The organism is Salmonella enterica subsp. enterica serovar Typhimurium str. LT2 (assembly GCF_000006945.2).
GTDB classification, from domain to species: Bacteria; Pseudomonadota; Gammaproteobacteria; order Enterobacterales; family Enterobacteriaceae; genus Salmonella; species Salmonella enterica.
In genome coordinates, this window is the sequence record NC_003197.2 from 2507103 (window position 1) to 2530123 (window position 23021).

At 51.4% G+C, this 23021-nt stretch carries 17 protein-coding genes, 2 tRNA genes and 19 other annotated features; of the genes, 8 read left to right on the forward strand and 11 right to left on the reverse strand.

Annotated elements, in window-relative coordinates:
- Window positions 1-157 precede the first annotated feature (157 nt).
- The 3 genes from pgtA to pgtC form a co-directional block, all read right to left on the reverse strand.
- The gene (gene pgtA / locus STM2396; RefSeq protein NP_461337.1) for an activator protein occupies window positions 158-1410 on the reverse strand. Within the gene, window positions 158-1405 belong to an annotated coding region; the region does not span the whole gene.
- The gene (pgtB, locus tag STM2397) for a protein for signal transmission (protein NP_461338.1) occupies window positions 1395-3407 on the reverse strand. Within the gene, window positions 1395-3401 belong to an annotated coding region; the region does not span the whole gene. The genes pgtA and pgtB overlap by 16 nt, the downstream gene beginning before the upstream one ends.
- Window positions 1405-1410: a ribosome-binding site (putative RBS for pgtA; RegulonDB:STMS1H002524), on the reverse strand. Its footprint overlaps the gene before it by 6 nt.
- Window positions 3398-4596 (reverse strand): protein for signal transmission gene (pgtC, locus tag STM2398; protein ID NP_461339.1). Within the gene, window positions 3398-4591 belong to an annotated coding region; the region does not span the whole gene. Before pgtC ends, pgtB begins: the two co-directional genes overlap by 10 nt.
- Window positions 3402-3407: a ribosome-binding site (putative RBS for pgtB; RegulonDB:STMS1H002525), on the reverse strand. (Overlaps the previous gene by 6 nt.)
- Window positions 4591-4596: a ribosome-binding site (putative RBS for pgtC; RegulonDB:STMS1H002526), on the reverse strand. It lies within the gene pgtC.
- A 423-nt stretch (window positions 4597-5019) precedes the next feature.
- Window positions 5020-5025: a ribosome-binding site (putative RBS for pgtP; RegulonDB:STMS1H002527), on the forward strand.
- Between pgtC and pgtP the strand changes: the two genes are divergently transcribed.
- Window positions 5020-6418, forward strand: a protein-coding gene (gene pgtP / locus STM2399) for a transporter protein (protein ID NP_461340.1). Within the gene, window positions 5027-6418 belong to an annotated coding region; the region does not span the whole gene. (Overlaps the previous feature by 6 nt.)
- A gap of 275 nt (window positions 6419-6693) precedes the next feature.
- On the opposite strand, the gene STM2400 is transcribed toward pgtP, so the two are convergent.
- Window positions 6694-6951, reverse strand: a protein-coding gene (locus STM2400) for a putative inner membrane protein (protein NP_461341.1). Within the gene, window positions 6694-6936 belong to an annotated coding region; the region does not span the whole gene.
- Window positions 6946-6951: a ribosome-binding site (putative RBS for STM2400; RegulonDB:STMS1H002528), on the reverse strand. It overlaps the preceding gene by 6 nt.
- A gap of 496 nt (window positions 6952-7447) precedes the next feature.
- Window positions 7448-7453 (forward strand) — a ribosome-binding site (putative RBS for ddg; RegulonDB:STMS1H002529).
- Between STM2400 and ddg the strand changes: the two genes are divergently transcribed.
- The gene (gene ddg, locus STM2401; protein ID NP_461342.1) for a cold shock-induced palmitoleoyl transferase occupies window positions 7448-8378 on the forward strand. Within the gene, window positions 7458-8378 belong to an annotated coding region; the region does not span the whole gene. (Overlaps the previous feature by 6 nt.)
- Before the next feature lie 523 nt (window positions 8379-8901).
- Here ddg and yfdZ read toward each other — a convergent pair.
- The gene (yfdZ, locus tag STM2402) for a putative aminotransferase (RefSeq protein NP_461343.1) occupies window positions 8902-10149 on the reverse strand. Within the gene, window positions 8902-10140 belong to an annotated coding region; the region does not span the whole gene.
- Window positions 10144-10149, reverse strand: a ribosome-binding site (putative RBS for yfdZ; RegulonDB:STMS1H002530). It overlaps the preceding gene by 6 nt.
- Window positions 10150-10860: 711 nt before the next feature.
- The gene (gene glk / locus STM2403; RefSeq protein ID NP_461344.1) for a glucokinase occupies window positions 10861-11842 on the reverse strand. Within the gene, window positions 10861-11826 belong to an annotated coding region; the region does not span the whole gene.
- Window positions 11837-11842: a ribosome-binding site (putative RBS for glk; RegulonDB:STMS1H002531), on the reverse strand. (Overlaps the previous gene by 6 nt.)
- A gap of 175 nt (window positions 11843-12017) precedes the next feature.
- Window positions 12018-12023, forward strand: a ribosome-binding site (putative RBS for STM2404; RegulonDB:STMS1H002532).
- Here glk and STM2404 point away from each other — a divergent pair.
- Window positions 12018-13265 (forward strand): putative chloride channel permease gene (locus STM2404; RefSeq protein ID NP_461345.1). Within the gene, window positions 12030-13265 belong to an annotated coding region; the region does not span the whole gene. (Overlaps the previous feature by 6 nt.)
- A 19-nt stretch (window positions 13266-13284) precedes the next feature.
- On the opposite strand, the gene STM2405 is transcribed toward STM2404, so the two are convergent.
- Window positions 13285-14944 (reverse strand): putative thiamine pyrophosphate enzymes gene (locus tag STM2405; protein NP_461346.1). Within the gene, window positions 13285-14937 belong to an annotated coding region; the region does not span the whole gene.
- Window positions 14939-14944: a ribosome-binding site (putative RBS for STM2405; RegulonDB:STMS1H002533), on the reverse strand. Its footprint overlaps the gene before it by 6 nt.
- 158 nt (window positions 14945-15102) lie before the next feature.
- Window positions 15103-15108: a ribosome-binding site (putative RBS for STM2406; RegulonDB:STMS1H002534), on the forward strand.
- On the opposite strand from STM2405, the gene STM2406 reads away from it, so the two are divergent.
- Both STM2406 and ypeC read left to right on the forward strand, forming a co-directional pair.
- The gene (locus tag STM2406; protein NP_461347.1) for a putative oxidoreductase occupies window positions 15103-16115 on the forward strand. Within the gene, window positions 15117-16115 belong to an annotated coding region; the region does not span the whole gene. Its footprint overlaps the feature before it by 6 nt.
- A gap of 100 nt (window positions 16116-16215) precedes the next feature.
- Window positions 16216-16221: a ribosome-binding site (putative RBS for ypeC; RegulonDB:STMS1H002535), on the forward strand.
- Window positions 16216-16555, forward strand: a protein-coding gene (gene ypeC, locus STM2407) for a putative periplasmic protein (RefSeq protein ID NP_461348.1). Within the gene, window positions 16229-16555 belong to an annotated coding region; the region does not span the whole gene. Its footprint overlaps the feature before it by 6 nt.
- A gap of 60 nt (window positions 16556-16615) precedes the next feature.
- Here ypeC and mntH read toward each other — a convergent pair.
- Window positions 16616-17867, reverse strand: a protein-coding gene (gene mntH, locus STM2408) for a manganese/divalent cation transport protein (RefSeq protein NP_461349.1). Within the gene, window positions 16616-17857 belong to an annotated coding region; the region does not span the whole gene.
- Window positions 17862-17867, reverse strand: a ribosome-binding site (putative RBS for mntH; RegulonDB:STMS1H002536). (Overlaps the previous gene by 6 nt.)
- A gap of 199 nt (window positions 17868-18066) precedes the next feature.
- Window positions 18067-18087: a protein binding site (putative binding site for CRP, RegulonDB: STMS1H000045), on the forward strand.
- Window positions 18088-18096, forward strand: a -35 signal (putative -35_signal for nupC; RegulonDB:STMLTH004542).
- Here mntH and nupC point away from each other — a divergent pair.
- Window positions 18088-19402, forward strand: a protein-coding gene (nupC, locus tag STM2409) for an NUP family nucleoside transport protein (protein NP_461350.1). Within the gene, window positions 18200-19402 belong to an annotated coding region; the region does not span the whole gene. (Overlaps the previous feature by 9 nt.)
- Window positions 18112-18120 (forward strand) — a -10 signal (putative -10_signal for nupC; RegulonDB:STMLTH004542). Its footprint overlaps the gene before it by 9 nt.
- Window positions 18120-18132 (forward strand) — a protein binding site (putative binding site for CRP, RegulonDB: STMS1H000097). Its footprint overlaps the feature before it by 1 nt.
- Window positions 18189-18194: a ribosome-binding site (putative RBS for nupC; RegulonDB:STMS1H002537), on the forward strand.
- 52 nt (window positions 19403-19454) lie before the next feature.
- Here the strand turns inward: nupC and yfeA are convergent.
- From yfeA to alaW, 3 genes are all read right to left on the reverse strand, one after another.
- Window positions 19455-21644 carry a putative diguanylate cyclase/phosphodiesterase domain 1 containing protein gene (gene yfeA, locus STM2410; RefSeq protein ID NP_461351.1) on the reverse strand — a complete coding sequence of 730 codons (2190 nt, stop codon included), beginning with the start codon at window positions 21642-21644 and terminating at the stop codon, window positions 19455-19457.
- Between the two features lie 191 nt (window positions 21645-21835).
- Window positions 21836-21908 (reverse strand) — tRNA-Ala (gene alaX / locus STM2411).
- Between the two features lie 45 nt (window positions 21909-21953).
- Window positions 21954-22026: transfer RNA gene (gene alaW, locus STM2412), tRNA-Ala, on the reverse strand.
- Window positions 22027-22237: 211 nt separating this feature from the next.
- Window positions 22238-22243: a ribosome-binding site (putative RBS for yfeC; RegulonDB:STMS1H002538), on the forward strand.
- Here alaW and yfeC point away from each other — a divergent pair.
- Window positions 22238-22612, forward strand: a protein-coding gene (gene yfeC, locus STM2413) for a putative negative regulator (protein ID NP_461352.1). Within the gene, window positions 22250-22612 belong to an annotated coding region; the region does not span the whole gene. Its footprint overlaps the feature before it by 6 nt.
- 1 nt (window position 22613) lies before the next feature.
- Complete coding sequence (yfeD, locus tag STM2414) at window positions 22614-23006, forward strand: putative negative regulator (protein ID NP_461353.1); 393 nt, start codon at window positions 22614-22616, stop codon at window positions 23004-23006.
- Window positions 23007-23021 lie beyond the last annotated feature (15 nt).

The window sequence follows — 23021 nt, forward strand, 5'->3', positions numbered from 1 at the left end:
ACCTTATATTGAAGTTAAGAAATAGAATTTGATGCTCAGGTGAATAATAAGCAATCTATAATCATGATGGAATGATTTACCATTACGGTGATGCGACGTTATCTGGCTAACGACATCGTTGCTGATGTTGTCAGCCAGATTGAAAGTAACTGTAATATCAGAATTTATAATGCTCTTTACTTAGACCATATTTTTTCATGCGCAGATAAAGTTTTTTACGGGGAATTTGCAGGTACTCCGCCACTTCATTAATTCGTCCCTGATGAATATTTAATGCTTCGGTAATGATTTGTCGCTCATACTCTTCAACGCGCCGGTCAAGCGGGGTCGGCTCCTGAAGAAGCAACTGCGGGTTGACCGTTTCCGCCAGCGGCAGCACGCCAACAGCAAAAAGCTCTGCCGCATTAGCCAGTTCGCGCACATTGCTTGGCCAGGCGCGTCGCATTATTCCTTTCAGTAATTCCCCCGCTATTTCCGGCACTGGATGATTGAGTCGCAGGCAGGCTTTTCGAAGATAATGGCGAAATAACGGCTCGATATCATCCGGTCGCTGAGAAAGAGACTGGCAGGCGATTTGGGTCATGGCGAAACAGTAGTAAAGCTCGGCTGCAATCTGGTTAGCTGCCGCCTGCTCCACCAGCGAAGCGCTGCCAACGCCCACCAAACGAAAAGGCCGATGCTCCAGGCTTTGTAAACGCGCCAGATGGTGCTGCTGTTCGCGTGTCAGATATTCGGGATGACTCAACACCAGCGTGCCTCCTTGCGCCTGGTCGATGAATGTCTCCAACTGCCCGGCATTCTCCGGCGTAAGTTCATAGCGTACAAACGGCCCTTTCGCGTTACGCCCCAGTTGATGGAGATAACGGGCGCCAGTCATACGTCCAGTGCCATGCTCACCGTAAAACCATACGGCAATGTCCGTTTCCGCCAGTTGTTGTAACCGTTGTCGAAACTGATTCATCCACTCGCTGCGCCCAATCAGTTCAACCTGTAACGTCTGCTGGCAATATTGCCGCCGTGCAATGACCGACCGGCGCTGGCGTAGCGCGTCTTCAATTAATATCAACAGCTTGCCCGGATCGACGGGTTTTTGCAGAAAATCCCAGGCGCCCTTTTTCACCGCATCAACCGCCATCGGTACATCGCCATGTCCGGTAATCAATAAGATTGGCAGTTGATCGTCATCCTGATGAAACAGCGTCATCAGATCGATACCGGAACACCCCGGCATACACACATCGCTCAAAACGATCCCCTCCCAATCCGCTTTTACCCACTCTTTGGCCTCGAAAGGATGGGTAAAGCCACGCACGCGGTAGCCTGCCTGCTCAAGCATTTGGGTATAGGCGTCAAGTACATCAACGTCATCATCAATCAGCAAAATAGAACATTCATCATTCAACATCATCGACATCCGTTACCGAGAATTGCAGCACCACGCAAGCGTTACGCGTCAGCGTCGACGCCAGACGCAGGTCGCCCTTCATTTGCGCCATCAGCGACACGCTAATCGACAGCCCAATACCCAACCCGACAGCTTTACTGGTGGTAAACGGCTTGAGTAAAGAGGGCAACAGCGCCACAGGCCAGCCAGGGCCGTTATCTGCAATATAAACCTCCAGCGCCTCTCCCTGCGTCTGCCACGTCACCGCGATCACCGCATCATGCGAACAGGCGTCAAGCGCATTCGCCAGCACATTCACCAGAACCTGCTGAATACGCACTTCATCGCCGCTAACCCATACGGTGTCGGTTGGCAGTGAAAGCGCTCCCTGCCGGGATTGGTGGCGCATGGCTAATAACTCCCATGCCGCCACAAAGGTTTGGCGCAGATCAACGGGATACAATGGCGTTTCCAGCTCCGCCCGACGGGTAAACTGCCGCAGCGAACGGATAATGGCGTCAATCCGGTTAATGAGCCCTTCCGCTTTGGTGAGCGTATTTCTCGCCTGTCCGCTCTGACCTTGTTCAATCGCGCGTCCCGCCGTAAATAAATACATTGAAAGCGCATTCAGCGGCTGGTTAATTTCATGCGCCAGCGTGGTCATGGTCTGGCCGACTACCGCCAGTTTCGCCGTCTGAATCAACTCATCCTGCATGGCGCGCAGGTCGGCTTCTATCTCTTTGCGCTCGGCGACCTCTTGTTCAAGCTGCCTGCGTTGCATATTGAGCTGGCCCAGCGTATGACGTAGCAAACGGGCTATCCGTCCTAGCTCATCGCGCCCGTAAACCGGGATAGTCGAGTCGGTTCTCCCCAGCCCTATCTGTACCACAGCCTGATTAAGCGCGGTAAAACGCTTCACCAGTCGGGAACGGATAAAATAGTGGTTGAGTCCCCAGGCCAGTAGCAACGCCAGGAGCGTCGCCACTAAAATAAGCCCGCCGCTAACGCGAACAATCTGTTCCAGGCGTTGATTGAACGTCTGCATTTGCTGGTGACTACTACCTAACTGCGCCTCAAGCAGCGTGCGAAAGCGCCCTAGCGTAGCCTCTCTGGCGCGGCTGGCGTCCAGTAAGGCTTTTTGCGCCGCAACATAATCGCGCATGGTATCGGGCATCTTATTTTTTACCATCCCGATTTCCAATAGTTCGTCGATGGTTTGCCGTAGCGTGATCGTACTGGGCCAGTCATCCAGCGCACGAATATTCTCATCCGCCGTTTTTTTTAGGTTTTCCAGATAGCGAATATGGGTCTCCACCAGCATCCCGTCATTATTGCCGGACTTGAGCTCATTCAATCTGTCGCGCAGGTCGTCAACAATCTGATTTTCAATTCGCGCCAGGGTATATACCTGCTGCTGCTCGTTCTGCACCTCGCGCGAACGTTGCAAATACTGCGCTGCATCGCCCTGATTCGCCTCAATTTGATCGAGCAGCGTCCCCTGCTGCCAGGTAAAATCCTGTACCAGCGAATTTAGCTCCGTGGTGAAATCATCATGGAGCCAGTCAATGCGAGCGGAAAGCTCGCTAACTTTCTCCCGCACCAAAAACATGTTGTAGAGGGCATTGTCCAGCTCCGCCAGCAAGGTCCGGCTATCCTGTAAAATGACGGCCAGTTGCCGGCGCTCAGCAAGCTGAAGCCCCTGACTGAGACGCTCAATCTTATCCAGATGCTGAATAATCTGCGTACGTAACTGCAAACGTACCGTCGTGTTCGGCGCCAGCAAAAATTCATTGAGTTGATCCACGGCCAGATTCAGGTTCCCCTCAATTAAAAAAGCGGAGTGGATGCGAGGAAAATATTCATCAAGCGAATAGCGAACCTGCGAACTTTGCTCATGCCAGGAATAAAGGCTGACCATACTGACAATCAGCGTCAGTAATGCGCCCGTTAAAAATGCGCCCCGTAAACTGTTGCTGATACTGAGCTGACGAAGCCGTTGCAATAATCTCCCCTTCATTTCAGCTCTTCCAGTTTGTGAATCGCCAGCCGCTGATTGTTCAGAAACCAGATCTGCCACTCCATCATTTTTTGTTCGGCAAAGCTTTTATTATCAAACTGCGCCAGCCAGGTTTCATCTTCGCTGCTTGCCGCATCCACCGGGACGCTGGTCAATAAGGCTCTGATTTCAGGTAAGGGGCGTTTAAGCCGCGTTTCTGCGCTGTGCAACGCTCGCCATGCATCTTTAAGCTGCGCGAGACGAAAACTGATCGCGGTATCAAACATGCGTTGTACCAGTTGCTGACGCTTCAGGATCAGACGATAGTTCAACGGCGGCTGGGCCATCAAACGCTGTTGTTGCGCGGCGCGAGGATTATCGGCGCTAAGCGGTGCGACGGGATACTTACCGGTATTCGCGTCAGCCAGTATCCTTTGCCCTTTCGGACTTAATAAGTAATGAATAAAAGCACGCGCTTCGTCTGCATGACGGCTGTTTTTCAACACCGCGACGTAAGTGGGCGACACCGCAGAATACGGGAAATAGGTAAAAGCAAGATTAGGATCGTTAAGTAGCAAATTAGCATAGTTATCAATGACCGGCCCGGCAACGCCAAGCCCGCTTTTGATTTTATCCGCTACGCCGAAACTGCGAGAGGAAATCGTGACCAGATTACCCGAGATTGCCAGCAGCGTTGCCCATCCTGCCGTCCAGCCTTTTTGCTGCAACAGCGACTCCACCATCAAATGATTCGTGTCTGAGCGTGACGGACTGCTCATTAATAGAGCGCCCTGGTAACTGGGCAGGCCCATATCCTGCCAGTCGGCAGGCGGCGGAAGATGGCGCGCAGCGAGCGCTGAACGGTTGATCAATAGCCCAAATCCGGATACCGCTACCGCCACTGAAGTTGAGCGGATAGAACGCGGCACCAGCTTCTGGCTGGCGGCAGGCGCGCTATCCAATAGCGCCAGCTTTTGGTGCTCCTGAAGGTGTTGCAACAGCATGGGGGATGACGTCAGGATCAGATCGACATTTTCCGCATTCGCCGTATCAAGTAATTGCTCTAAAGAACCGCTGGTACGGTTGAGCGTACGAATCATGACGGAACCCGGCTCCGTCTGCCAGCGCTGGATAATCCAGGCGGTCGCGCTGGGTGAAAAGGTCGTTGCCATCACCAGCTCGCGGCTGTACGCCTGGCAAGAACCGAACATTGCCGCCAGCCATAGCGTAAAAGCGCCCACTCTGGCGAAACGACTACAGCATGAGAAAAGTCGATTTGTGATCCCGTTCATAAATATCGATATCACATAAAGAAAATATTGAGACAAAACTTACCCTTTTATTTCTGTTGGCATCCAGAACAACGTTATTTGAATAATAACGGGTCCGTCGCCCGAAAACATCAATAAAGCGTATCAGATCACTGGCAGCAAATTTGTTAATATCCGCACATGCTAACGATAAAACGGCCATGCCAATAATTAAAGTTTCACCACACCCTTCAGGATGGGTCAAAAATAACCTTTAAATTCACCCAATTGAGTCAATTTTGACACATTTCTTCGACTTGAATTTTATTGTCACTCCTTTCACTCTACCGACAAAACCTCCTGATGTTCATCTCACTATAAAATACAGGTGACTCCATGTTAACAATATTAAAAACAGGGCAATCGGCGCATAAAGTCCCACCGGAAAAAGTCCAGGCCACATATGGTCGATATCGTATACAGGCATTGTTAAGTGTATTTCTGGGATATCTCGCTTACTATATAGTCAGAAACAACTTCACATTATCGACGCCTTATTTAAAAGAGCAATTGGATCTCAGCGCTACGCAAATCGGCCTGCTGAGTAGCTGTATGCTTATTGCTTACGGAATCAGTAAAGGCGTAATGAGCAGTCTGGCGGATAAAGCCAGCCCAAAAGTCTTCATGGCGTGCGGTCTGGTACTCTGCGCGATTGTTAACGTTGGGCTGGGATTCAGTAGCGCATTCTGGATATTTGCCGCTCTGGTGGTCTTCAATGGCCTTTTTCAGGGCATGGGCGTCGGCCCCTCGTTTATTACTATTGCAAACTGGTTCCCTCGTCGGGAGCGCGGACGCGTAGGCGCCTTCTGGAATATCTCGCATAACGTTGGCGGCGGGATCGTCGCGCCTATCGTCGGTGCGGCTTTTGCGATATTGGGCAGCGAACACTGGCAAAGCGCCAGTTATATCGTTCCGGCCTGCGTCGCCGTCATTTTTGCCTTAATTGTTCTGGTCTTGGGAAAAGGTTCGCCGCGCAAAGAAGGTCTTCCCTCCCTGGAACAGATGATGCCGGAAGAAAAAGTCGTACTGAAAACGAAGAATACGGCAAAAGCGCCGGAAAATATGAGCGCATGGCAAATCTTCTGTACTTATGTGCTGCGCAATAAAAATGCCTGGTATATTTCGCTGGTGGATGTCTTCGTCTATATGGTGCGGTTTGGCATGATTAGCTGGTTGCCTATCTATCTGTTGACAGTAAAACACTTTTCAAAAGAACAGATGAGCGTCGCGTTTCTCTTTTTCGAGTGGGCGGCGATTCCCTCCACGCTACTGGCAGGCTGGCTGTCAGATAAACTGTTTAAGGGCCGCAGAATGCCGTTAGCCATGATTTGCATGGCGCTGATTTTTGTCTGTCTGATCGGATACTGGAAAAGTGAATCTTTGCTGATGGTAACGATTTTCGCCGCCATTGTAGGTTGTCTGATTTACGTCCCGCAGTTCCTCGCGTCCGTACAGACAATGGAAATAGTCCCCAGCTTTGCCGTAGGTTCCGCCGTCGGTTTACGTGGGTTCATGAGCTATATTTTCGGCGCCTCGTTGGGCACCAGCCTGTTTGGTGTAATGGTGGATAAACTTGGCTGGTACGGCGGATTTTATCTTCTGATGGGCGGCATCGTGTGCTGCATTCTATTCTGTTACCTCTCCCATCGCGGCGCGCTGGAACTGGAACGCCAGCGCCAGAATGCGTTACATAATCAGGACTCACTGCAGCTTGCGGACGCGCAATAAACGATTAGCCTTCCTGGGGAACAGAAGCGCCGACATTGTCGGCGCTATCTATTCACTGGCATCGTATATACCCAAAATAATTCGAGTTGCTTAAAGGCGGCAAGGGAGTGAGTCCCCAGGAGCATAGATAACGATGTGACTGGGGTGAGCGACAAATCTGCCGGGAGCAGATTTGAACGTCACGTGCGACGGCCCGTCAGAGCGAGGCCCATCGATGGGCCGAGTAATCCGTAGCCAACACATCAGCAACTTGAAGTATGAAGGGTATGTACTGACTAACGCTTACCGTATCCCACCATAAAGCGAATAATTAACCCACATGCCGGTGCGAGAAAAAGCAATAATCCGCTAACGATGTCATCGCCATCCTGCAACCATACATTGAGTAAATAAATCAGCGCGGCAAGGATAACCATTCCCGTAAAAGAAGAAACCGCAGAAAAAGCCCCCATCACCTGACCGATATAGCCACTCACGGCAAGTATACTTATTGCAAGAAATGTCCATAAATAGATCATCTATAATACCTCCTGTCTATGGCAAGGCTTCCATATAGCCTTACGGTCCCTCTCACTTCTCCTTTAAGATAAACCTTATCAGCCCGTCATTTCCATAACATTTATCTCACATTTTATTTTTTTAATCATTTTTCAATGACCTTCGTCTGAAATAAAATTATCACTGTAAAAACAATGCATTAAAAATAATGATTAGCTTATTTTTGCTACGGGAGAAATATTTACGCTTCTTGATAAAGAATTTCTGGGCGCGAGTAAATAACTGGTGGTACATTAGCCTGCCTGGCGTTCATGCCCTCGTGGTTTAGTACTGACTTAGTTTTACACTCCTTACGGGAACCATTGTCGTACATGATGGCCTAACTATACGTAAATCATTCAAGTTACCCTGATGAGCTTACTCAAGTAAGTGCTTCGGATAAGCGAACGCAACTTGAAGGATGATGCGTATTTCAGAGTGTACCGCTGCGGATAATGACTCTTCTGCGATACATTATTTTCGTATCTACAGAAGGTATTTTATGTTTCCTCAAAGCAAATTTTCACGCGCGTTTTTGCACCCGCGCTACTGGCTGACGTGGTTTGGCGTTGGCATCCTCTGGTTACTGGTGCAGCTTCCCTACCCGGTTTTGCGTTTTCTGGGCACCCGCACCGGTAAACTGGCGCGCCCCTTCCTGAAGCGACGTGAGTCAATCGCCCAGAAAAATATTGAACTCTGTTTTCCGACCCTCTCCCGGGAAGAAAGGGAAAAACTGATCGCCGAGAATTTCCACTCTCTTGGCATGGCGCTGCTTGAAACGGGCATGGCCTGGTTCTGGCCTGATAGCCGGGTTCGCAAATGGTTTGATGTGGACGGGCTGGACAACCTTACCCGTGCGCAGGCGCAAAATCGCGGCGTAATGGTCGTTGGCGTGCATTTTATGTCGCTGGAATTGGGAGGCCGGGTAATGGGTCTCTGCCAGCCGATGATGGCGACCTATCGTCCGCATAACAATCCGCTCATGGAGTGGGTGCAGACGCGCGGTCGTATGCGCTCAAATAAAGCGATGATCGGCAGAAACAATCTGCGCGGCATTGTGGGCGCGCTAAAAAAAGGGGAAGCCGTTTGGTTTGCTCCCGACCAGGACTACGGCCCTAAAGGCAGCTCCTTTGCGCCATTTTTCGCGGTTGAAAACGTCGCCACCACCAACGGCACCTATGTACTGTCCAGGCTGTCTGGCGCCGCCATGTTGACCGTTACAATGGTAAGGAAATCCGATAACTCGGGTTATCGTCTGTATATTACCCCTGAAATGGAAGGTTACCCGGCAGATGAAAATCAAGCCGCTGCCTATATGAATAAAATTATTGAGAAAGAGATCATGCGCGCCCCGGAGCAATATCTCTGGATCCATCGCCGTTTCAAGACTCGCCCGTTGGGGGAAGCGTCACTCTACATCTGAAAAAGGCCGCAAGGCCTTTTATTTTGGCATTTCGCATTGTCATAATATTCATATCGTAAATTACTCATTCCTGCTTTTAGCGATAAGTCTCCTGTTTACAGGCGATTTTTTACTGTGTCGGCGGCGTCGCTCAATAGCGATTCATCACTGTCAGAAATTAAACTGTCGCCGATTCCCGACACTTGTAAGTTACTAAAAGTAAATAAGAAAATGCCTCTTGTTTCACCTCATTTTTAGGCGTACATTAGCGCCGTCTGGAGCGATGACGCGCAGAATTCTGAGGTGATGCAGGCGGTCGAAACACGAATAATTCTCAATTTCGTATTATCCGGCATCAACTCTCTATAATCAGGTAAGTGTAAGTTCATTTAGGCGTACGACAGGTACGCGGAGAGATGAAACGTGAAATATTTCTTTATGGGCATTTCATTTATGGTCATCGTTTGGGCCGGTACTTTCGCCCTGATGATTTAAAAGTACAATGCAAAGAAAAACAGGAGCCATGGGGCTCCTGTTTGCTTTTCTACTCCGTGCTCGCTTCAACGGGTTTTGGATGTGACGGCAGCACGCCATCGGCGCGGAACATCGCTTTAATCCCTCTGACGGCCTGGCGAATGCGGTCGCGATTCTCTATTAATGCAAAGCGTACATGGGTGTCGCCATAATCACCAAAGCCTATCCCTGGAGAAACGCAAACCTTCGCCTCATTCAGCAGCTTCTTGGCAAACTCAAGCGATCCCATCGCCGCATATTGCTCCGGGATTTTCGCCCAGACGTACATTGAGGCTTTCGGCATTTCAACCATCCAGCCCGCCTCATGCAGCCCCTTCACCAGCACATCGCGACGACGTTTATACTGCTCGGCGATATCGCGCACGCACTGCTGATCGCCTTCCAGAGCGGCGATAGCCGCCACCTGAAGCGGGGTAAAGGTGCCATAATCGTGATAACTTTTAATGCGCGCCAGCGCGCTGACCAGGGTTTTATTGCCCACCATAAACCCAATACGCCAGCCCGCCATATTATAGCTTTTCGACAATGTGAAAAATTCGACCGCCACGTCGCGTGCGCCGGGCACCTGCATAATGGATGGCGCTTTCCAGCCGTCGTACACGATATCGGCATACGCCAGATCGTGCACTACCAGCACATCATAACGTTTAGCCAGAGCGACCACTTTTTCAAAAAATTCCAGTTCGACGCACTGGGCCGTAGGGTTAGATGGAAAACCCAAAATCATCATTTTCGGTTTCGGATAACTTTCGCGAATAGCGCGCTCCAGCTCGTTGAAGAAATCCACCCCCTCGACCAATGGAACCGAACGCACCTGCGCCCCGGCGATAACGGCGCCATAGATATGAATCGGGTAACTGGGGTTCGGCACCAGAACCGTATCGCCATGATCCAGCGTCGCCAGCATTAAATGCGCCAGTCCCTCTTTGGAACCGATGGTCACAATCGCTTCGGTTTCCGGATCGATATCGACATCATAACGTTCCTGATACCAGTGAGAAATCGCGCGGCGTAAACGCGGTATGCCGCGAGACGTGGAATAACCGTGCGTATCCGGACGCTGCGCGACGGTGCAAAGTTTTTCAACAATGTGGGGAGGGGTTGCGCCATCAGGATTACCCATACTGAAATCAATAATATCTTCACCGCGCCGACGCGCAGCCATTTTGAGTTCAGCGGTGATGTTAAAAACATAGGGCGGAAGGCGATCGATACGCGTAAAGCGACGTTCAGGGCGGAAGTCAGCCATAATATCCTCAGATTAACGTTAGCGCCCGGACCGTCCGAGCGACGCTGCCACGATGGTGGCTCCTTTAGAAAATAGCCTGAAAATTTTCTTCCTGTCGAGAGGCTAATGAAAATATTTTTAGCGACAAAAAAGAGGAACAAGCGTAAAAACTTACTTTTTAAGCGTGTCAGTTATAGCATCAAACAAATCATATTATTAACAAATTGATATCATTGAATTTACGTAACGTGACGCAGCCGACGATAATTTCCTGTCAATAAACCTTATCTCAAATAATCCCCTTTTGATTTTGTGGTTTTTCCTCTTTAATCAAAAGCCTTACTAACGATAATGGTATTCGATCATGTCATATTGCGGTGTTTTTCAGGGATATTTCCCCGAAAATGAGGATCCTTTCCGGCAAGCTGCCGCGATGAAACCGTAAATAAGGCAGCGAACCGGATACGTATAGTAAAATAAATCCCTGTTTTCGCCTGACTAACCGCCATGACGTGATGACTCAACGCGCTGGTGTTTGACCTTTCGCTCAGCAAGAGTAAAGTGAAATAATTCAGACAGTTGAAGCATTCATGCACAGGAAAGGCAATGAAAAAAACCGCGTGAGGCACGCGGTTTGAGACTGACAAGAGAATGTTTAATTGCCTGATAACGCTGCGCTTATCAGGCCTACAGATGACACACTTTTGTAGGCCGGATAAGGCGTTTATGCCACCATCTGGCTTATAGAATATGACCTAATGTCTGGCGCAGATGCGCGCCGGAACCTAACAAGCCAGGATTATCATGGACAATCAGATAGACCGGAATACCGTGTACATAATCTTTAAAGCGGCCTTTATCTTCAAAGCCACCACGGAAGCCGGACGCTTTAAAAAATTCCAGGAAGCGCGGGACAATACCGCCAGCGATATAAACGCCGCCAAATGTCCCCATGGTTAACGCCAGATCGCCGCCAAATCGCCCCATGATGACGCAAAAGAGCGACAACGCGCGGCGACAATCGATACAGCTATCCGCCAGGGCGCGTTCGGTAATATCTTTCGGGCGCAGATTTTCCGGCAGACGGTTGTCGGACTTAACAATCGCCCGGTAAAGATTCACCAGCCCCGGGCCAGACAGCACGCGCTCGGCGGAAACGTGGCCAATTTCGGCGCGCAATATTTCCAGAATCATAGCTTCTTCTTCGCTATTAGGCGCAAAATCGACATGCCCGCCTTCGCCCGGAAGGCTAATCCAACGCTTATCCACATGCACCAGATGCGCCACGCCCAAGCCGGTTCCCGCGCCATACACCGCAATAGGTTTGCCGTCTACCGGTTCGCCGCCGCCGAACTGAATTAAATGCTCTTTTTTCAGCATCGGGATCGCCATCGACACGGCGGTGAAATCGTTGATGATTTCCAGATGGCTAAAGCCGAGATTTTTTTTCATTTCCGCAATAGAAAAAGCCCAGGTATGGTTAGTCATCGCTACCCAGTCACCGGTAATCGGGCAGGCTATGGCGATACAACCATCTTCCACGCTGACGCTATGCTCATCGAGATAAACGCGCACCACGGCCTCAAGACTGGGATAATCCAGGCCGGAATACGTTTTGGCCTGCGAGATTTCTCCACTGGCGATATCACACAGGGCAAGACGCGCATTCGTGCCGCCTACATCTCCTACTAAAGCATACTTTGTCATTCTTCTACTGCTCCGCTAAAGTCAAAATAAGTCTTTGTCACACTGTAAATTCATGGGGGCATAACAACAACGGCCATCAGGCTGACTGCCTATAAATATAGATCTTCATCACAGAATTACTTTCTTGTTTCAGCACCAATTGCAGCAATGCCGTCGGGCAGGCTGTGCAAAATAGGTATACGACCCCGTGTAAGGAAGAGATTATGTTCCACCCGCGTGCCCGAACGATGCTGCTGCTGTCGCTCCCCGCGCTGATTATTGGCGTAGCGTCAAGCCTGGTTTTAATCGCTGCGATGAAAGTCGCGTCGGTTTTTCAGCAATTTCTTTGGCAACGACTGCCCACCAGCATCGGCATCGCTTATGATTCGCCGTTCTGGATAGTGGGTATGCTCACGCTAACCGGGATCGTGGTGGGTTTGATTATCCGTTACAGTCCCGGACACGCTGGCCCCGATCCGGCCATCGAACCGTTAATCAGTATGCCGGTCTCGCCATCTGCGCTACCCGGGCTGCTTCTCGCCTTAATCATCGGCCTTGCTGGTGGGGTAAGTTTGGGGCCAGAGCATCCGATAATGACAATAAATATCGCGCTGGCGGCGGCTTTCGGCTCCCGCCTGTTTCCGCGTATCACGGCGTTAGACTGGACGATTCTGGCCTCAGCGGGCACCATCGGCGCGCTGTTCGGCACGCCCGTCGCCGCAGCGCTGATTTTTTCGCAAACACTTAGCGGCTCTAACGATATTCCCATGTGGGATCGCCTGTTTGCGCCGTTAATGGCGGCAGCGGCGGGGTCACTCACCACCAGTCTGTTCTTTCATCCGCATTTTTCGTTACCCATCGCCCATTACACGCAGATGCGGCTGGTGGACATTGCCAGCGGAGCGATCGTCGCGGCGATCGCCATTGCCGCCGGGATGGTCGCCGTCTGGTGCCTTCCGCGTCTGCATGAGTTGCTGCACCGCCTGAAAAATCCGGTCCTGATTCTCGGCATTGGCGGTTTTATACTGGGTATTCTGGGCGTCATTGGCGGGCCGCTTACCCTGTTTAAAGGCCTGGACGAAATGCAACAAATGGCGTTTAGCCAGACGCTGGGCGCGGGAGATTATTTTACCTTAGCCGTCGTCAAACTCGCCGCGCTGGTCATCGCGGCGGCGAGCGGCTTTCGCGGCGGGCGCATTTTTCCGGCTGTGTTTATCGGCGCGGCGCTGGGGCTCATGCTCCATGCCCATGTTGAGGCCGTACCCGCGGCGATTACCGTCTCCTGCGCGATTCTTGGCTTAGTGCTGGTAGTGACGCGCGACGGCTGGCTCAGTCTGTTTATGGCGGCAGTCGTCGTACCGGATACCAATCTGCTGCCGCTGCTCTGCATTGTGATGCTCCCCGCCTGGCTATTGCTGGCGGGAAAACCGTTGCTGGCCGCCAACCGTCACGAACCCTAATCCGGCGCAGCGGGGGCCATTATCCCCCGTTGCGGGCTTCCAGCGCCCGGGTCACGGTACGCAGTAATTCCGGCAGATCGGCTTTTGGCAACATCACTTCAATAAATGACAGACGTTGTGGGCGCGCCAACCGTTCGAGGACCTCTGCCAGTTGGATAGCCTGCGTCACCCGCCAGCACTCCGCCTGTTGCGCCGCGTTTAGCGCCGGTGGTATCTGCGTCCAGTTCCAGCTCGCGATGTCGTTATACCGCTGGGCCGCGCCGTGAATGGCGCGCTCTACGGTATAGCCGTCATTGTTGAGCAGCAGGATGACCGGCGCCTGCCCGTCGCGTAACATCGAGCCCATCTCCTGAATCGTGAGCTGCGCCGCGCCATCGCCGATAATCAGAATCACCCGCCGATCGGGACAGGCGGTTTGCGCGCCAAACGCGGCGGGCAAGGAATAGCCGATAGACCCCCACAGCGGCTGTAACACAACTTCCGCGCCGTCAGGAAGCGACAGCGCGGCAGCGCCAAAAGCTGCTGTCCCCTGGTCGACAAGGATAATATCTCCGGGTTTGAGATACTGCTGTAAGGTTTGCCAGAAGCTTTCCTGGGTCAGTTCTCCTTTATCAATCCGCACTGGCTGTCCGGCGGAACGCGTCGGCGGCGGCGCAAAAGCGCATTCCAGGCACAGTTCGCGCAGCGTAGACACCGCCTGCGCCATCGGGAGGTTGAACCAGGTTTCGCCGATGCGCGACGCGTAAGGCTGAATCTCCAGCGTGCGTTCCGCCGGTAATTGTTGGGTAAATCCGGCCGTAAGGGTATCGACAAAACGGGTGCCGACGCAGATAACCCTATCGGCGTCCTCTATGGCCTGACGCACTTCTTTGCTGCTGGCGCCAGCGCTATAGGTGCCAACGAAGTTCGGGTGCTGTTCATCAAAAAGCCCCTTCCCCATCAGTAGTGTCGCATGAGCGATGGGCGTTTCCGCCATCCAGCGCTGCAACAGTGGTCGTAAACCAAAACGCCCGGCAAGAAAGTCGGCCAATAGCGCAATGCGCCGACTGTTCATCAGGCACTGACGGGCGTGATAACGAAAGGCCGTCTCCACGCCGCTTTGCGCTTCATGCACGGGCAACGCCAGCGCCTGCGTAGGTGGGATGGCCGTTTTTTTCGCCACATCGGCGGGCAACATGATGTATCCTGGCCTGCGTGCGGCAAGCATTTCACCCAACACGCGGTCAATCTCGAAACAGGCGTTCTGTTCATCTAATATTGCGCTGGCAGCGGATATCGCCTGACTCATGCGATAAAAATGACGAAAATCGCCGTCACCGAGGGTATGGTGCATCAATTCGCCACGCTGCTGCGCAGCGCTACAGGGCGCGCCGACGATATGCAAGACCGGGACATATTCCGCGTAACTGCCCGCGATACCGTTAATAGCGCTAAGTTCTCCCACGCCAAAGGTGGTGAGTAGCGCTCCAGCGCCCGACATGCGCGCATAGCCGTCCGCGGCATAAGCGGCGTTCAGCTCATTGGCGCATCCCACCCAACGCAGGGTCGGGTGGTCAATCACATGGTCAAGAAACTGCAAGTTATAATCGCCCGGTACGCCAAAAAGATGGCCAATGCCGCATCCTGCCAGTCTGTCCAGCAAATAGTCGGCCACGGTATAGGGGTTTTGCATGACAGCTTTCCTTCTGACGTTGATATTATGTTGAGTATTAAGGAATGCCGATGGCTGTCCAGCACGGTGGGGATGAAAGCCTGGAAAACAATGTTTACAGCGGCAAACAGTAAAAGCCGGATACCGCCTGGCGAGTGTAACCGTATACACTATTTATTCACGCCACAGGGGGAAAGGTCATGATTTATCAGCCCGATGAGAATCGTTATCACACAATGGAGTATCGTCGCTGCGGACGCAGCGGCGTCAAACTTCCCGCTATTTCGCTGGGGTTATGGCACAACTTCGGCGATACGACACGGGTAGAAAATAGCCGGGCGCTGCTGCAACGCGCGTTCGATCTGGGCATTACCCACTTTGATCTCGCCAATAATTATGGGCCGCCGCCGGGCTCCGCAGAATGCAATTTTGGCCGCATTCTGCAGGAAGATTTTTTACCGTGGCGTGATGAATTGATCATCTCCACCAAAGCGGGCTACACCATGTGGGATGGCCCTTATGGCGACTGGGGGTCACGGAAATACCTTATCGCCAGCCTCGATCAAAGCCTGAAACGTATGGGGCTGGAGTATGTCGATATCTTTTATCACCATCGTCCCGATCCCGAAACGCCGCTTAAAGAGACGATGAAAGCGTTAGATCACCTTGTGCGCCATGGCAAAGCGTTGTACGTGGGGATCTCTAACTATCCTGCCGATCTGGCCAGACAAGCTATCGATATTCTGGAGGATCTCGGCACGCCTTGCCTGATTCATCAGCCTAAATATTCGCTTTTTGAGCGTTGGGTAGAGGACGGGCTGCTGGCGCTGTTGCAGGAAAAAGGCGTCGGTAGTATTGCCTTCTCGCCGCTGGCGGGCGGGCAGCTCACTGACCGTTATTTGAATGGTATTCCGGAAGATTCCCGCGCGGCGAGCGGAAGCCGTTTCCTTAAACCAGAACAGATTACCGCCGACAAACTGGAAAAAGTTCGCCGGTTGAATGAACTGGCTGCGCGACGGGGTCAAAAATTGTCTCAGATGGCGCTCGCCTGGGTGCTGCGTAACGATAACGTTACCTCGGTACTGATTGGCGCCAGCAAACCGTCGCAAATCGAAGACGCCGTGGGAATGCTGGCCAATCGCCGTTTTTCAGCGGCGGAATGTGCAGAAATTGACGCTATTCTGGAGGGCCGGTTTTAGCAAAAAATGCTCTCCTTCATGATTTAAGAGTTAAGGCGATGAAACAAATCTTTACTGCTTTGTAATATTGCATTAACAGGCCGGCGACGGCTCGATCGTGAAGGAGAGAAAGTATGTTCAGGTCACTGATTCTGGCGGCAGCCTTGCTGGCTTTTACACCGCTTGCCGCGAATGCGGGCGAAATCACCCTGTTGCCCTCAATAAAATTACAGATTGGCGATCGCGATGATTACGGTAACTACTGGGACGGTGGTCGCTGGCGCGACCGGGATTACTGGCACAACCATTATGAATGGCGTAAAAATCGCTGGTGGCGCCATGACAACGGCTATCATCGCGGCTGGGATAAGCGTAAAGCGTATGAACGCGGTTATCGGGAAGGCTGGCGCGATCGCGACGATCATCGCGGGCGAGGCCGGGGTCACAAACATCATCACTAAGCCTCCTGCTGAATAACAGCCCGATGACGCCCACGCATCGGGCCTGCTATCTTTCTGTCTTTATGACAACCCCATCACCGTTCCAACCAGCAACCAGATATTCAGGGCGACGACCAGCACGACAATTATCCAGCCAACCTGTTTTACCCGCCGCGTGTTCACCAGCTCGCCCATTAGCGTAGCGTTACTGGTGAAAATCAGGAGCGGCACCAGCGCCAGCGCAATACCAAAACTCAGCAGCACCTGGCTCATCACCAGAATTCGGGTAGGGTCCAGCCCCATCAAAATCACAATAAATGAGGGCAGCATGGTAATGGTGCGCCGTACCCACAGCGGAATGTGAAAACGGACAAACCCTTGCATCACCACCTGCCCCGCCAGAGTCCCTACCACAGTGGAGGAAAGCCCTGCAGCTACCAGACTAAGACCAAACACCGTTGCCGCCGCATGGCTTAGTAACGGTTCCAGCGTCAGGTATGCCTGATCGAGGTCGGCGATGCCGGTGTGGCCGCTAAAATGAAACGCCGCCGCGGCGGTCGCCATCATTGCCAGATTGACAAAACCGGCAATCGTCATAGCAATAGCGACATCCCATTTCGTTGCTGAGTACCGTTGTTGCCGTGTTCCGCCGTGCAGATGCTGCGTTAATGACGAGTGCAGATAAATCACGTGCGGCATAATCGTCGCGCCAAGCACGCCGGCGGCTAAGAATACGGCTTCCGGGTTCGGTAGCGCCGGGATAACCATTCCTTTGCCGAGCTGCGCCATATCAGGCTGAGAGAAAAACAGCTCCACAATGTAAGCGGCGGCGACAAAAAGCAGTAAACCGCCGATGACTTTTTCAAGCGGTTTTTGACCGCGGCGCTGTAACATTAAAATCAGAAACGTCGCGATACCGGTCAATACCGCGCCCTGTAATAAAGAGACGCCCAGGATCAGCTTAAAACCTATTGCCGCGCCGATAAATTCAGCTAAATCGGTGGCCATCGCGATGATTTCCGCCTGTACCCAGTAAAACCAGACTACCGGACGCGGATAATGGTCGCGAATTTGCTCCGCCAGGTTCTTGCCGGTGGCGATCCCGAGTTTTGCCGAGAGGATTTGAATCAGCATCGCCATCAGGTTCGCCCAGACCACCACCCAGAGTAGCTGATAGCCAAAGCTGGCGCCGGCCTGAATATTGGTCGCGAAGTTACCAGGATCGATATAACCAATCGCGGCAATGAACGCAGGTCCCATTAATGCGAGCCTTAGCTTGCGCGCCGCCCGTCCGCTGCTATTCTCTACGCGATTGTCAGTCATCTTTTGCCTCAAAAACATAGCCTTTGCTATGTTTCATGCTATGTTTATTGATAATGATTATCAAGTGCATTTCAATGGGTACGGGTGATTACTTTGATAGTGTGAAACGATAGACCGATACGATGACGACCTGTATCAGAACAGTTTGGCTTAACATTACAAGATTAGCACACTGATATAACTTTTCATTTTCATATTCAGTACAGTAAAAGTGTATTACAGATCACTAATTTTGAATCTCGTCACAGGTCCTTATTATAGTGTGTGTTGGATCTCGTTTTCTTTACGGCTGTTGCATAGAATGTGCACGAAAATTAAACCTGCCTCATATTTGGAGCAAATATGGACCGCGTCCTTCATTTTGTCCTGGCGCTTGCCGTTGTTGCGGTACTCGCACTGCTGGTTAGCAGCGACCGTAAAAAAATTCGCATTCGTTACGTCATTCAGTTACTTGTTATCGAAGTATTACTGGCCTGGTTCTTCCTGAACTCGGATGTTGGCCTTGGCTTCGTAAAAGGTTTCTCCGAGATGTTTGAAAAACTGCTCGGATTTGCCAACGAAGGGACAAACTTCGTCTTTGGCAGTATGAACGATCAAGGTTTGGCGTTCTTCTTCCTGAAAGTATTGTGCCCGATCGTCTTTATTTCCGCGTTGATCGGTATTCTTCAGCATATCCGCGTTCTGCCAGTGGTCATCCGCGCTATTGGTTTTCTGTTGTCCAAAGTAAACGGTATGGGCAAACTGGAGTCTTTTAACGCCGTCAGCTCGCTGATCCTCGGCCAGTCTGAGAACTTTATCGCTTATAAAGATATCCTCGGCAAAATGTCCCGTAACCGCATGTACACCATGGCGGCGACCGCAATGTCTACCGTTTCCATGTCTATCGTGGGCGCGTATATGACCATGCTGGACCCTAAATATGTGGTCGCAGCGCTGGTTCTGAACATGTTCAGCACCTTTATCGTTCTGTCGCTGATCAACCCCTATGTCGTTGATGCCAGCGAAGAAAATATTCAGATGTCGAACCTGCATGAAGGCCAAAGTTTCTTCGAAATGCTGGGCGAGTACATTCTGGCAGGTTTTAAAGTGGCGATTATCGTCGCGGCGATGCTGATCGGCTTCATCGCGCTGATCGCGGCGCTGAACGCGCTGTTCGCAACGGTTACCGGTTGGTTCGGCTACAGCATCTCCTTCCAGGGCATTCTGGGTTACATCTTCTACCCGGTCGCATGGGTAATGGGCGTACCGTCCAGTGAAGCGCTGCAGGTAGGAAGTATCATGGCGACCAAACTGGTTTCCAACGAATTCGTGGCGATGATGGATCTGCAGAAAATCGCCTCTACCCTCTCTCCACGCGCTGAAGGCATTATCTCCGTCTTCCTGGTGTCCTTCGCGAACTTCTCTTCCATCGGTATTATTGCGGGCGCGATTAAAGGCCTGAACGAAGAGCAAGGCAACGTGGTTTCCCGTTTTGGTCTGAAACTGGTTTACGGTTCTACGCTGGTGAGCGTACTGTCCGCCTCTATCGCGGCGCTGGTACTGTAAGTCTGGGTTTAATGCAGAAACCGGGGAGCTATCCCCGGTTTTTTTATGCCGCTTATTTGCCTAACGGGCGCGGGCGGCCAATCAGATATCCCTGCAAACTGTGTACGCCAAGCTGCAATAGCAGATCGCGCTGCGCAGGCGTTTCAACAAACTCAGCCACGACGCTCAACGATTTCGCTTTCGCTAAATCAGTGATGGATTTCACAATCATCGCATCCAGGGAGTCCGTCAGAATATCTTTTACAAAACAACCGTCGATTTTAATGATGTCCGCCTTGAGGCGTTTTAGCCGTTCATAGTTTGCATAACCGGTGCCGAAATCATCAATGGCGATTTTTAGGCCGAACTTACGCAGTTGATTGATATTGTGCATACTGATTTCGGAATGAGAGAAGGCCTGTTCTTCAGTAATTTCGATGATGACCGAAGCAGGCGGGACGCCATAGCGTTTAAAAAGCTGCATAATGCGCGACGCCGTCTCTTTTTGCAGCAGCGTCAACGGCATCAAATTAACCGAAAAACGTGCCCCCTGTTCCGCTGAAGGATGCGCGGACAGCCATTGCAGGAGCGCTTCCATCACCTGCATATCAAACCGTATGCTCAGGTTAAACTGGGCGATAAGCGGAATGAACTGATTCGGCATCATGATACCGTCGTCGCACCGAAGCCGCGTCAGAATCTCGTCATACCCTTTTCCCTGCGCGTCGCGAATGGGTTGCGCATACAAAACCAGCGCGCCGCGCTCCAGCGCCTGACGGATTTTCTGCAACCGCAGCACCCGTTCCGTCGTCTGCCCGGAAGCGGCTTCAATACTCTGGGTCAGTGCAAGCACCCGACGGTGCGAACAGGATTGCTCCGCCAGCCAGCTTAATTGCCCCAACAGCGGTTGCAAGGTTTCCTGGCGACCATCGAATGTTCCCCACGATGCGCCGTATTCCATGTCCAGACCGGTATTGTTCCAGTAAATTTTGCGGTTATTAAGCACGTTGAGCATATATTGCAGGCGGGCTTCCGTCTCCGGTCCTGTCAGCACCAGCAATAATTCACTGCCCGGCAGATGGAAAATTTTCTCCTTTTCCAGCAGCAGCGGCTGCAACATGCGAAACACCTCGCGTTCGCAATGCACGCGCATCTGCATACCGTAATGACGGCTCAGAAATTCCAGGTTTTCCATGCGTAAATAACACACGCTTTGCCCGGCATCCTGTAAAAGAAACTGCTCCAGCGCACGCAGGTTAGGCAGTTGCGTCAACGGATCGGTCAATGCCTGCGAGTGCCATTGTCGATTCAACCATTCGCTACGCTGATTAATCCGCGCCATGTACAACAAACAAATACTAAAAGAAATGAGAACTGAAAGGATAAATGCCAGCGAATATTCTGAACCCACGCCCTGCAGAAAATTGCGGTTATAGCTAAGCAGGAATAGCGCAGTGAGAGCCCAACTAAAATTCAACAGCGGATAGCTGATTTTCCCCACGCCGATGGTAAATCCAATGAACAGAACTGGCACCAGATAGCCAGCAATATACTTTGTCTCGAAAGGCGTACACAGCACCGCTAATAGCGTCGCCAGAGTGGCAAACCAGAGAAGCGTAAACAGGCGTTTTTCTTTGGCGAGATAAGGAGCGACATCCCTCCGCCAGAAAATACGCATATAGTGCGGGCTGACTATCATCCGCAGCGGATAATAGAAAAAGAGGGTAAAAATAAGCGCGGCAGAAATCAGACTCAATAAATCGACAATCGAGAAAATAGCGGTGCCGGTGCCAAAGAAGGTAGAGATGGTCACCGGGAAAGCCAGGTAGTGCCCCGCCAGATGCATACTGATTTTTATACCAAACGGCGTCATTAACCCTAACCAGAAAACGCGTAGCCAGATGCCTTGGTTGGGTATTCCGTAGCGCCAGCGCGCGCCCAGCTGCCAGCGTACGATAGCGCAAACCAGCAGCACGGGAAACGTTTGGCAAAATAGCAGCACCATCGCCTGTGGCAGAGGTAAATGAAAATTCCATTCATTAGTCAACATCATTCCGCCTACCATCGGCGCGACGCCACGGCGGCCAAATAAAAACAGCACGGAAAACATGACGCAGAGCGGTAGCCAGGCCAGAAAGATATAGCTGGAATCAATTGTGGCGCGGGGAGAAATGAGACGAGATAGCAGAATAGCCGGAACGGTCAGGCAGAAGGCCAGTAAGAATATTTTTATATTTTTTAATACGTTACACTTATCCGGCATTGCTTTAATGCTCACATCATTATATAAGGCGCATGAATAATAAGTATATTCGCATTATGAAGCAATCTAACAAAAGCTCATATTGACCGCAAAAGCAGCGGCAAACAAACGCACCTGAAGAGCAGATCAGAGGCCATAAATTTTGTGACAAAAAGCAAAAACCCCCGCTTTTCAGCGAGGGTTTGAATGTTGGTGGAGCTAAGCGGGATCGAACCGCTGACCTCTTGCATGCCATGCAAGCGCTCTCCCAGCTGAGCTATAGCCCCATAGTGCTTTTACGTATACGCCAAATTTATCGGGAGTAAATTTGGTGGAGCTAAGCGGGATCGAACCGCTGACCTCTTGCATGCCATGCAAGCGCTCTCCCAGCTGAGCTATAGCCCCACTACGTAAAGCTTGTCGAGTTGACGGGCGGCATCATATGAATTCCCTCGGCATGTGTCAACGGCAAAATGAACTTGCCGAATTCAATCGCTGAAAAAGCATTCAAATAAAGGACATTGCGGCACAACTCGCATTCAGTAGTTAAACACGTCACGGTTTCGACTAAAATGGTGCTATAAAATGAACCACTAATTAACCCCACGACTATTCAGGGAATCGTTATGTTCAAGGAACGGATGACGCCAGAAGAACTCGCTAATCTCACCGGTTACAGCCGACAAACCATCAATAAATGGGTACGGAAAGAAGGCTGGGCAACATCGCCCAAACCTGGCGTCCAGGGCGGTAAAGCCCGTCTGGTTCATGTAAACGAACAGGTTCGTGAATATATCCGCAGCGCTGAACGTTCAGTTGACCATCACGCAGACACATTCACGCCTGCCAGCAACGCATCGCTTGAAGCGCTGCTCATGACGCTCGCCAAAGAGATGACCTCATCCGAGCAGAAACAGTTTACCTCTCTCCTCGTGCGTGAAGGGATTACCGGTTTGTTACAACGCTTAGGGATACGCGATAGCAAATAATATGAAAAGATTACGCAGTAAAATGACCACTGAAGAGCTGGCTGAATGCCTCGGCGTGGCCAGACAAACCGTCAATCGCTGGATCAGAGAACAACACTGGAAAACCGAAAAATTTCCCGGCGTCAAAGGCGGACGCGCAAGACTCATCCATATTGATGCCAGCGTGCGGGAGTTTATTCTCAATATTCCGGCTTTTCGCAAACTGCCTGCGTTTTATCAGGCGGAAGAGGCTTTCGCAGAATATGCGAACGCGGCGCACAGTCATGCTTATCGACAAATTATTGATGCCGTTGAAAATATGTCTGCTCAGGAACAGGAAAAACTGGCGCTGTTTTTATCGCGGGAAGGTATTCGCGGATTTCTGACGCGTTTAGGTATCAATGAGGCGGACTAACAAATAATAAACGGC

Coding starts and splice junctions, on each gene's coding strand:
- pgtA (NP_461337.1), bottom strand. CDS start 1,405: ATGTTGAATGATGAATGTTCTATTTTGCTGATTGATGATGACGTTGAT.
- pgtB (NP_461338.1), bottom strand. CDS start 3,401: ATGAAGGGGAGATTATTGCAACGGCTTCGTCAGCTCAGTATCAGCAAC.
- pgtC (NP_461339.1), bottom strand. CDS start 4,591: ATGTTCGGTTCTTGCCAGGCGTACAGCCGCGAGCTGGTGATGGCAACG.
- pgtP (NP_461340.1), top strand. CDS start 5,027: ATGTTAACAATATTAAAAACAGGGCAATCGGCGCATAAAGTCCCACCG.
- STM2400 (NP_461341.1), bottom strand. CDS start 6,936: ATGATCTATTTATGGACATTTCTTGCAATAAGTATACTTGCCGTGAGT.
- ddg (NP_461342.1), top strand. CDS start 7,458: ATGTTTCCTCAAAGCAAATTTTCACGCGCGTTTTTGCACCCGCGCTAC.
- yfdZ (NP_461343.1), bottom strand. CDS start 10,140: ATGGCTGACTTCCGCCCTGAACGTCGCTTTACGCGTATCGATCGCCTT.
- glk (NP_461344.1), bottom strand. CDS start 11,826: ATGACAAAGTATGCTTTAGTAGGAGATGTAGGCGGCACGAATGCGCGT.
- STM2404 (NP_461345.1), top strand. CDS start 12,030: ATGTTCCACCCGCGTGCCCGAACGATGCTGCTGCTGTCGCTCCCCGCG.
- STM2405 (NP_461346.1), bottom strand. CDS start 14,937: ATGCAAAACCCCTATACCGTGGCCGACTATTTGCTGGACAGACTGGCA.
- STM2406 (NP_461347.1), top strand. CDS start 15,117: ATGATTTATCAGCCCGATGAGAATCGTTATCACACAATGGAGTATCGT.
- ypeC (NP_461348.1), top strand. CDS start 16,229: ATGTTCAGGTCACTGATTCTGGCGGCAGCCTTGCTGGCTTTTACACCG.
- mntH (NP_461349.1), bottom strand. CDS start 17,857: ATGACTGACAATCGCGTAGAGAATAGCAGCGGACGGGCGGCGCGCAAG.
- nupC (NP_461350.1), top strand. CDS start 18,200: ATGGACCGCGTCCTTCATTTTGTCCTGGCGCTTGCCGTTGTTGCGGTA.
- yfeA (NP_461351.1), bottom strand. CDS start 21,644: ATGCCGGATAAGTGTAACGTATTAAAAAATATAAAAATATTCTTACTG.
- yfeC (NP_461352.1), top strand. CDS start 22,250: ATGTTCAAGGAACGGATGACGCCAGAAGAACTCGCTAATCTCACCGGT.
- yfeD (NP_461353.1), top strand. CDS start 22,614: ATGAAAAGATTACGCAGTAAAATGACCACTGAAGAGCTGGCTGAATGC.